Source organism: uncultured Corynebacterium sp. (assembly GCF_902782855.1).
Lineage (GTDB): Bacteria > Actinomycetota > Actinomycetes > Mycobacteriales > Mycobacteriaceae > Corynebacterium.
Map to the genome: position 1 here is coordinate 1 of NZ_CACZOO010000043.1, position 9,102 is coordinate 9,102.

The window sequence follows — 9,102 nt, forward strand, 5'->3', positions numbered from 1 at the left end:
AGCGGGGTTGGTCGGGGTCCTGGCGGATCCGCTGCGATTATCCGTGGCTCCTGCTCGGCCCGCTGATGGCGGCTCTCGTCCTGGTTATTGTCGTCGGAATCAGGGGGCTGCTGGGCACCACCCCGAATGCGTCCCTGGGATGGTTGCTCCTCATCGCGGGTGCGGCGGCCCCGTTAATGGTGTGGGGGTACCAGGCGGTTGGTGCGTGCGTCCTCGCCGTCGATGACGAGGAGGTGCTGCACATCCGCCTCGGGCGACTGGTCCGCGCCCGGGTCGCCCTGGCGGACATCACCACCGCAGAGGTGGACACCGTCCTGTGGCACCGGGTGCGGGTGCGCTCGGAGGGGCGGATCCACCTGCGTCTGCTGGGGTCGGACTTCGATGTCAGTACCGTGACTGTCCCCGCGCCGTTCATCCACGGCGTGGACACGGGCGAACTGGCAGCGCTGCTCACCGATCGGTCGACAGCGGCACGCAGGGGCCACGACGGGACCGCCCTGGTTTAATCAGCCCGGCGGCGGAATGCAGTTTCAGATTATTGACCAAGCAACTGGCAAGCCTGCGACGATCCGAGTGTTGATCACTGGGCACGTTATAAAAGAGATTGATTAGGTATCTTGAAATGAATGTCAAAGACTTTAATTCTGTAGGTCATGTCAGGGACGATTCGAGCACTTCTTCAGGTGACTGCGAGAGTATAAAACCCGAGGTCTCCAGCTATTGGACGTCGATACTGAAAGGAATTTCAGCATTCGAGCGTCGTGTTTCCAAATTGATAGGTCGACCGTTCGAGCAGTCGTTTTTCGTTTCGGATGACCGAATTTATTATGGAAGTGACGAGCGGGGTCCTTCAAGCATGTTTGGGGTGTGCCGGATCGCGCCTGTGCCGGGGTCTTGGACGGTAGTCAGCAACGACGAAAGGGATCTTGAAGGACAGGAGTGTGCTCCGGTTGACCGATTCGAGGATGCGTTTAAGCAGATGCTCGCTTGTGTGATAAGGAGAATATTTTCGCAGAGCGATTCATGGTATAGTTCTGGGCGGATGGGGATCTTTTGGGACCGTGTCCCGGGGGAGGTCGAACGCATTACTCTAACTCCGTCACTTGCTCGAAGAATCTACAAGATCGATGAAGGATGGAAAGACGAGAGGCGAGCTGCTGCGATACTTAGGCTGGCTGAGGCAGGTGTGGAAGTTCTCTATCGATCAACAAGCGATACTGACGCTTGGATTGATGAGTTCGTGGGACGTTCGGTAACGCCCGAAGCGGTCTGGGGTTTCAATATCAGCATTGAGGAGTTTGTCGACCTGGCCTTCGACTGGGCGTTGTCGCCCACTCCTCTCGGCGGAACACCGATGTCGGAGCTCAAGCCCGGCAGATAGGCTGGGCGGACTTGGAACCAGGCATGCGCCCCGGTCCCCGAGCCCTGACCCCTACCGCCGCGGGTTCCGCGCCGGCTGCTCCGCCGGCGGGTTGCCGTCGATGGTGAACTCGCCGCGCACGTCACCGGCGAGATCGGCGAAACCGTCGCCGGCACCGTCCTGCCCGGCACCGTCACGGCCCTTCGTCAGCGCACAGTTCACCGTCCTCGAGCCGGCGTTCCAGGAGTCCTCCGCAATGGTGGTCCAGAACGGCGCCAGCGTCGACTGGTAGAGCGCTTCATCCCCGGCGTCCCCGCCACCCAGGTAGTCGACCGCCGCAGCCTGGCACACCCCGGCCAGCCACTTGTTCTGGTCCTCCACTGTCGGCCACGCGCCGTTGAAGTTCTCACCGAGGTTCACGACCTTCGTCACCTGCCACGAGTGCGGTTGCTCACACGGAACCTCCGACGCGGTATTCCCGTTCGCACGGACGCACACGTCCACCTGCGAGTACCGCGACTGGTCCGCGCCTGCGGCCACGCCGCTGACCTCCTCAGCCGTCCCGTCGGGGTCCGTCACCATGACCCCGCACAGCATCGTGCGGTCCCCTGCAGCCCAGCCCTCCGCAGGCGGCAGAATCGGCGAGATCGTGTACCGCCCCGTCGGGTCCAGCCTGCCTCCCATGTACTCCGTCACCGGGGCGGTGCACAGTTCGGCGGTGAGCTGTGCCTGCCGCTGCAGGTCCGGCTGCGGAGCGTCCTCCCCGAACTCACTCGTCGGGTACTGCGAGAGGTCCTCGCGCGTCGCCACCTCGAACCGGTGCGGCTGCGCGCAGTCCACCGTGACAATGTCGCGCGTCACCGTTCCGTCCTGCGTCCAGTTCAGACAGTTTCCCGCATCCGCATCAGAGAAGGCGGCAGGTTCGGCGGCAACGGCGTCCTTCCTCTCCGGGACGACCGGGCTTGAGCCGTCCGGGCTGACGATCGCGTATGTCGCCGCCGCGACACCACCGCACAGCGCGGCGACGAGAACTGTCCGGAGGACGCGGCGACGGCGCGGGTGCAGCGGACGCTCAGCGGATTGCGAAGGCGCTTCAGTGGACATGCCCACCATTGTGTCACGCCGGTGCCGCTAAGCTGGACGCCATGATTGATCTGAAGTTCCTCCGGGAGAACCCTGACGTCGTCCGAGATTCACAGCGCACCCGTGGCGAGGACCCGTCGCTGGTCGACCGGCTCCTGGAGGCAGATCAGCGCCGCCGCGACCTCATCGCCGCCGCAGACAAGGCCCGTGCCGAGGCCAAGGGCTACTCCAAGTCCATGGGCAAGCAGATGAAGGACGCCACCCCCGACGAGTGTGACCGGCTCAAGGCGAGGGGCAAGGAACTCGCGGACGCGGTGAAGACCGTCGAGGCCGACGAGAAGGCCGCCGAGCAGGACGTCCACGACCTGCAGTACAAGATCTCCAACATCGTCACCGGTGCACCCGCCGGCGGCGAGGACGACTTCGTCGTCCTGGAGCATATCGGCACCCCCCGCGAGTTCGACTTCGAGCCGAAGGACCATCTGGAGCTCGGCGAGTCCCTCGGACTGATCGACATGGAGCGCGGCGCAAAGGTCTCCGGTGCCCGCTTCTACTTCCTCACCGGTGACGGCGCCCTCCTGCAGCTCGCCATGCTGCAGCTCGCCGCGCGCAAAGCGATCGAGCACGGCTTCCAGCTGATGATCCCGCCGGTGCTCGTACGTCCGGAGATCATGGCCGGCACCGGCTTCCTCGGCGCCCACGCCGATGAGATCTACCATCTCGACACCGACGACCTCTTCCTCGTCGGCACCTCCGAGGTCGCGTTGGCCGGCTACCACTCCGACGAGATCATCGACCTCTCTGACGGTCCGGTGAAGTACGCCGGCTGGTCCTCCTGTTTCCGCCGCGAGGCCGGCTCCTACGGCAAGGACACCCGCGGCATCCTCCGCGTCCACCAGTTCGACAAGGTCGAGATGTTCGTCTACGCCAAGCCGGAGGATGCCGAGGAGATCCACCAGCAGCTGCTTGCCATGGAGAAGGACATGCTCGCCGCCGTCGAGGTGCCCTACCGTGTCATCGATGTCGCCGGTGGTGACCTGGGCTCCTCCGCGTCCCGCAAGTTCGACACCGAGGCCTGGGTGCCGACGCAGAACACCTACCGTGAGCTGACCTCCACCTCGAACTGCACCACTTTCCAGGCGCGGCGCCTCAGGACCCGCTACCGTGACGAGAACGGCAAGGCACAGACCGCCGCCACGCTCAACGGCACCCTGGCCACCACCCGGTGGCTCGTGGCCATCCTGGAGAACAACCAGCAGGCCGACGGGTCCGTCGTCGTGCCGGAGGCGCTGCGCCCGTTCATCGGCAAGGACGTCCTGACACCCAAGAAGAAGTAGCACCGAGAAAGTAGCTCGGAAGAAGTAGAGGTAGAGACATTCCCATGGCCTTCACGCTGCCCAAACTGCCCCGCGACCACTTCTGGCTGCCGAAGGGTTTCACCATCACCCCGGCGCTGCCGGACACCCCGCCCCACCCCGAGTCGCGGGAGCCGTTCTACGGGCGGATCATCATCCCCTTCGCGAAGCTGTGGATGCGCCGCATGCAGCACCTGCAGGTCGAGATCCAGCACCCCGAGCGCATCCCCGCCACCGGCGGAGCGGTCCTGGCGGTCAACCACACCGGCTACTGGGACTTCGTCTTCGGCGGCATCCCCGCCGCCTACCAGGGCGGACGCCTCGTCCGGTTCATGGCGAAGAAGGAGATCTGGGACAACCCGGTCGCCGGCCCCGCGATGTCCGGCTGCAGGCACATCCCCGTCGACCGGGCGGACGGTGCGGCTTCGGTCCGTGAGGCCACCGAGCGGGCCGCCGCCGGCGAACTCATCGGCATCTTCCCGGAGGCGACGATCTCCCGGTCCTTCGAGATCAAGGAGGTCAAGGACGGTGCCGCCCGAATCGCCCACGAGGCGGGCGTCCCGCTGATCCCGGTGGTCCTGTGGGGTTCGCAGCGGATCTGGACCAAGGGCCGCAAGCCGGTCTGGCGTCCGGACAAGGCACAGCTCATCGTCTCCGTCCGGGAGCCGGTGGAGGTCACCGGGGATGCGAAGGCGGACGCCGCCCGGCTGCATGATGCGATGGTCGCCGGACTCGACGAGGTCCGGGCCCGCTACGACGAGCTCTACGGGCCGTTCCCCGCCGGGGAGAACTGGCTGCCGGCGTCCCTCGGCGGGTCCGCGCCGACCCTGGAGGAGGCCACCGTCAAGGACCGGGCGGACGCGCAGAAGCGCCGCGAGGAGCGCGCCGCGCGCGAGGCCGAGAAGGCGGCCCACCCGGAGCCGGAGAAGAGGAAGCAGCCGGTCCGGCAGTCCCTGTGGAAGTCCCTGTGGAAGAAACTGCTGAAGCGCTGAGCGTGGACCCTGCCGTAGCAGCCTCCGCCACAGGTGCACCGGACGCGGGTGCCGCAGGCCCGCGTCCCTCGCTGGTCGTCAGTGATCTCGACGGCACCCTGCTGACCTCCGCCGACCGGGTCTCACCCCGGACGCGGGAGGTCATCGGACGGGTTGTGGCGTCCGGGGTGCGCTTCATCCCCGCCTCGGGGCGTCCGGCCCGGTGGATGCTGCCGGTCACTGAACAGCTCGGCATCGCCCCGGTGTGCGTCTGCGCCAACGGGGCGGTCGTCTACGACGCCGCCGCCGACCGGATCACCTACGCCGCCGAACTCGCCCCCGGGGTGCTGCACCGGGTCGCCCGCGCGATCCTGGACGCCACCGCCGCGCCGCTGGCCCGTCGTGGCCTGGGGCCGGTGAGCTTCGCCGTGGAACGCGCCGGGACCAGTGCCTTCGACCGGGCGTCGGAGCTCTTCGCCGTGGAACCGGCGTACCCGCACGCCTGGGACACCGACGAGCACGCCGTGGAGACCCGTGACGGACTACTCGCCAAGCCGGCGGTGAAGCTGCTGGTCCGGCACGGGCACATGCTCTCGGCCGACATGTTCGACCTGGTCAACCCGGTCGTCGACCCGTCGGACGCCCATGTCACCTGGTCGTTCCACGGTGGTCTGCTGGAGGTCAACGTCCCCGGGGTGACGAAGCTGTCGGGGCTGGCCCACGCCCTGGGGGACGCCTCGGGCACGGACGTCGGGGTGGACGCCGTGCCCTCGATCGACCCGGCGACGGTCGTGGCCTTCGGTGACATGCCCAATGACCTGGCGATGCTGCGCTGGGCGGGGCACGGGTTCGCGATGGGGAACGCGGTGCCTGAGGTGGTCGCAGCCACCGGACACCACACCGGGACCAATGACGAGGACGGCGTGGCGGAGGTCCTCGAGCGCTGGTTCTGAGCGTTCCGCCGGCGTGTGCCGCCGACTCAGCCGGTCGACTCAGCCGGTCACCGCTGCCGGGTACCCCGTAGAGCGTGAAGGCAGCTGTCGCCGTCAGCCGGCCGGACAAGACCGGACGGGGTCGGAGTCATCGGTCGTGCAACTGTGGGGAGGGTCACGCCGGCAATGGAAAAGTGAGAGCTGGAACGGGGCTACTGTGGTGGCGGTGTGTTCCGGCGCAACCTGTCGGGCACCGACAACTGAGAAACCAATCCGGAAGGAACAGTCATGGGTGAACCCCGTGTAGCACTCGTCACCGGCGCAGGTCAGGGCATCGGCCGTGGCATCGCGCTGAAGCTCGCCGCCGACGGCTTCGACATCGCCGTCGCCGATCTGCCTTTCCAGGAGGAGAAGGCCGAGGGCGTGGTCGCGGAGATCGAGGCCCTCGGCCGCCGCGCGATCTTCGTCGCGGCCGACGTCTCCCGGAAGGACGACATCGTCGCCGCGGTCGACGCTGCAGCCGAGCAGCTCGGCAGTTTCGACGTGATCGTCAACAATGCCGGCATCGCACAGGTCAAGCCGGTTCTCGAGATCACCGGGGAGGATCTGGACAAGATCTTCTCCATCAACGTCAACAGTGTCGTCTTCGGCATCCAGGCCGCTGCGGCGAAGTTCGAGGAGCTCGGCAAGAAGGGCCGCATCATTTCCGCGGCCTCCATCGCCTCCATCAAGGGGTTCCCGATCCTCGGCGCCTACTCGGCCTCGAAGTTCGCTGTCCGCGGCATCACCCAGGTCGCCTCCCAGGAACTCGCGCCGAAGGGCATCACGGTCAACGCCTACGCCCCCGGCATCGTCGGCACCGGTATGTGGGACCTCATCGACGAGCGTCTCTCTGAGATCAACGGCAAGCCCCGTGGTGAGAACCTCAAGGAGAACGTCGACTCGATCAGCCTCGGCCGGATCGAGACGCCCGAGGACGTCGCCGGTGTGGTGTCGTTCTTCGCCGGTCCGAACGCGGACTACGTCACCGGCCAGGTGCTGCTCGTCGACGGTGGCATGCTCTACAACTGATCACCGCGATCACACCCGCACCACGATCTTGCCGGTGACGTGACCGGCCTCCAGATCACGGTGCGCGCCGGTGAGGGTGGCCGCGTCCATCCCCTCCCGGACGTCCCCGGTGGTCGGGACGATGCGACCCGCGTCCACCAGGTCGGCGACGCGGTCCAGGATGCGGCCCTGGGACGTGGGATCGACCGCAGCGTCCGCAGCCCCCCCCGTACCACCGGCGCCGAAGATGACCTTCGTGAACATCGACTCCCAGTGCAGCGAGATCGACTTGCGCTTGAACGCGCCAAGCTCGAAACTCTCCGGATCGTCGATGAGGCACAGACGGGACGCCGGTGCCATCAGCGCGGCCAGGTCACCGGAGCGTCCACCGGACTGCGAGGTGAACACGTACCGCACCGGCGGCAGACCCTCCCCACCGTCCGCGACCGGCCTCTGCAGCGCGGCCACCTGGCCCGCGAGGTCCTTCCGGTGGTCGAGCACATGGTGCGCACCCATCCGCGTCATCCACTCCCGTGACCCGTCCCGTCCCGCCGTCGCGACGACCGTCAGACCGGTCAGTGCGCGGGCCAGCTGGACCATGATGCTCGGCACCCCGCCGGAACCACCGACGACCAGCAGGGACGCCGGGCTGGCCGGACCGGACGCGACACCCGAGTCCAGCCCGATGCCCAGCCGCTCGAACAACGCCTCCCACGCGGTCAACGCGGTCAGGGGGAGCGAGGCAGCGTCCACCGTGGAGACTGAAGACGGGGCTCGGCCGACGATCCGCTCGTCGACGGCGTGGAACCGCGAGTTCGTCCCGTCGCGCAGCTGCGATCCGGCGTAGAACACGGCGTCCCCCACGGCGAAGCCGGTGACCTCCGGGCCGACGGCGACGACCGTGCCCGCCGCGTCATACCCGAGAACGGGGCGCTCTCCGGCGGCGACGGCGGCTGCGGCCCGGAGGCGCATCTTCGTGTCTATCGGGTTCACGGACACCGCCGCGACCTCGACGAGGAGGTCACGGGGCCCGGGGGTGGGGACATCGACGACGACATCGGTGAGGCACCGCGGATCGGTGACGGGGAAGGCCCCCGTCACGGCTACGGCGGGCATGGTTTCGGGCATGGTTTCGGGCAGGGTCTCCGGCGGTGCGGTGGCAGTCAGGTCACTCATGCTGTCGAGGGTAGGTGACCTGTAACGTGGACGGTTATGAGTGACTCGAGCAACTACGACCTGATCGTCGTCGGCAGCGGTTTCTACGGACTGACCGTCGCCGAGCGTGCGGCCAGCCAGCTGAACAAGAGGGTGCTCGTCGTCGAGCGCCGCAGCCACATCGGCGGCAACGCCTATTCCGAGGCCGAGCCCACCACCGGCATCGAGATCCACAAGTACGGCGCCCACCTGTTCCACACCTCCAACAAGAAGGTCTGGGACTACGTCAACCGGTTCACCGACTTCACGGACTACCAGCACCGCGTCTTCGCGATGCACGACGGCACCGCCTACCAGTTCCCGATGGGCCTGGGCCTGATCAACCAGTTCTTCGGGAAGTACTACACCCCGGACGAGGCGAAGGCGCTCATCAAGGAGCAGACCGACGGGCTCAATCCGGAGGACGCCGCCAACCTCGAGGAGAAGGGCATCTCGCTGATCGGCCGCCCGCTCTACGAGGCCTTCGTCCGCGACTACACCGCCAAGCAGTGGCAGACCGACCCGAAGGAGCTGCCCGCGGCGAACATCTCCCGTCTGCCGGTCCGCTACACCTTCAACAACCGCTACTTCAACGACACCTACGAGGGCCTTCCCGTCGAGGGCTACACCGCGTGGCTGGAGAACATGGCGTCCCACGAGAACATCGAGGTGCGCCTCGACACCGACTGGTTCGACGTGCGAGAGTCGCTGCGCGCGGAGAACCCGGACGCCCCGGTCGTCTACACCGGCCCACTGGACCGCTACTTCGACTACTCCGAGGGGCACCTCGGCTGGCGGACGCTGGACTTTGAGACCGAGGTGCTGGACACCGGCGACTTCCAGGGCACCCCGGTGATGAACTACAACGACGCGGACGTCCCCTTCACCCGTATCCACGAGTTCCGTCACTTCCACCCGGAGCGGAAGAACTACCCGACGGACAAGACCGTCATCATGAAGGAGTTCAGCCGCTTCGCAGAGGGTGGCGACGAGCCGTACTACCCGATCAACACCCCCGAGGACCGCGAGAAGCTGCTGCGCTACCGCGAGCTGTCGGACGCCGAGACCGCGGAGAACAAGGTCTTCTTCGGCGGACGCCTGGGCACCTACCAGTACCTTGACATGCACATGGCGATCGGTGCGGCGCTGTCCACCTA

The 9,102-nt window shown here is 66.8% G+C and carries 9 protein-coding genes; 7 read left to right on the forward strand and 2 right to left on the reverse strand.

The genetic code is table 11. From position 1 onward, the window contains the following. Positions 1-506, forward strand: a 506-nt coding sequence (locus QZV72_RS01790; RefSeq protein ID WP_297004483.1) for a hypothetical protein, incomplete at its 5' end; no start/stop codon positions are given. 116 nt (positions 507-622) lie between these two features. Next, positions 623-1,381: a hypothetical protein gene (locus QZV72_RS01795; protein WP_297004487.1), complete on the forward strand. Its 759-nt coding sequence runs from the start codon at positions 623-625 to the stop codon at positions 1,379-1,381. A 51-nt stretch (positions 1,382-1,432) separates the two neighbouring features. Here QZV72_RS01795 and QZV72_RS01800 read toward each other — a convergent pair whose 3' ends face one another. Beyond that, positions 1,433-2,473, reverse strand: coding sequence for a septum formation family protein (locus QZV72_RS01800; RefSeq protein ID WP_297004489.1), 1,041 nt, complete (start codon positions 2,471-2,473; stop codon positions 1,433-1,435). Positions 2,474-2,505: 32 nt separating this feature from the next. Between QZV72_RS01800 and serS the strand changes: the two genes are divergently transcribed. The 4 genes from serS (at position 2,506) to QZV72_RS01820 (ending at position 6,772) form a co-directional block, all read left to right on the forward strand. Then, entirely contained in the window at positions 2,506-3,780 is a 1,275-nt protein-coding gene (gene serS, locus QZV72_RS01805; protein ID WP_297004492.1) for a serine--tRNA ligase, read from the forward strand. A 44-nt stretch (positions 3,781-3,824) separates the two neighbouring features. Continuing rightward, a complete protein-coding gene (locus tag QZV72_RS01810; protein ID WP_297004494.1) occupies positions 3,825-4,790 on the forward strand; it encodes a 1-acyl-sn-glycerol-3-phosphate acyltransferase in 966 nt (321 codons plus the stop codon). Between the two features lie 71 nt (positions 4,791-4,861). Then, positions 4,862-5,722, forward strand: coding sequence for an HAD family hydrolase (locus QZV72_RS01815; RefSeq protein WP_297004506.1), 861 nt, complete (start codon positions 4,862-4,864; stop codon positions 5,720-5,722). 267 nt (positions 5,723-5,989) lie between these two features. Further along, entirely contained in the window at positions 5,990-6,772 is a 783-nt protein-coding gene (locus tag QZV72_RS01820; RefSeq protein WP_297004496.1) for an acetoin reductase, read from the forward strand. 9 nt (positions 6,773-6,781) lie between these two features. Here the strand turns inward: QZV72_RS01820 and QZV72_RS01825 are convergent, their stop codons facing one another. Beyond that, positions 6,782-7,927: a zinc-binding alcohol dehydrogenase family protein gene (locus QZV72_RS01825; RefSeq protein WP_297004500.1), complete on the reverse strand. Its 1,146-nt coding sequence runs from the start codon at positions 7,925-7,927 to the stop codon at positions 6,782-6,784. 36 nt (positions 7,928-7,963) lie between these two features. On the opposite strand from QZV72_RS01825, the gene glf reads away from it, so the two are divergent. Then, a partial coding sequence (glf, locus tag QZV72_RS01830) for a UDP-galactopyranose mutase (RefSeq protein WP_297004503.1) occupies positions 7,964-9,102 on the forward strand: 1,139 nt, incomplete at its 3' end.